Genomic DNA, 638 nt, shown 5'->3' with positions numbered 1-638 from the left:
TAGGTCTGTTCATTGGATAATCCCATTTAATTTAATTAGTCTAATTTTGTGCTTTTTGCATGGGTATTAAAAAACGGCGGTTTCCCGCCGTATAGTGCTTGTTCTTAAGGTTTTACCAGATAGCTTCAGTCACCCGTCACCGGACGCCGTTCACCATCACCATAGAAGGCATAAGCTTCTTCACCATGAATGGCATCATCACCAATCATCAGTTCTTCTTCAGACATGCGCAGCGGTACCACCAGGCTGATCAGCTTCAGAAGAATGTAAGTGACGACGATATTGAGGGCGATGATAAATGCTGCGCCAATAATCTGCAGCCAGACCTGATGCCAGTTACCGTCAATGGCGCCTCCCGGGTTGCTTAATCCAAAAGCTGCACAGCCTTCCTTGGTGGCAAGCAAGCCAGTCATGATCCCGCCAAGAACACCAGCCACCGCATGGGTATGGAAAACGCCAAGCGTATCATCAACTTTTCGGAATAAGGCAGTCTTGCCCAGCATATTCATGCTCAGCCAGGGGATGATGCCGGAAGCGATACCAATAGCGATAGCGCCCCATCCGTCTACGACACCTGCAGCGGGCGTGATGGCCACGAGGCCGGTAATCATGCCTTGAACCGCCCCGATAACGGCGGG

General features: G+C 50.6%; 1 protein-coding gene. It reads right to left on the bottom strand.

Annotated features, from left to right (window positions below):
- Window positions 1–125: 125 nt before the first annotated feature.
- Window positions 126–638 (bottom strand): ammonium transporter family protein (locus HJG40_RS14165; protein WP_497006474.1); only part of this gene is annotated, 513 nt, incomplete at its 5' end.

Source organism: Acidithiobacillus concretivorus, from assembly GCF_018853445.1.
Classification (GTDB): domain Bacteria; phylum Pseudomonadota; class Gammaproteobacteria; order Acidithiobacillales; family Acidithiobacillaceae; genus Acidithiobacillus; species Acidithiobacillus concretivorus.
The sequence above is the reverse complement of the archived record's forward strand: the minus strand, read 5'-3'. Positions and strand labels throughout refer to the sequence as shown.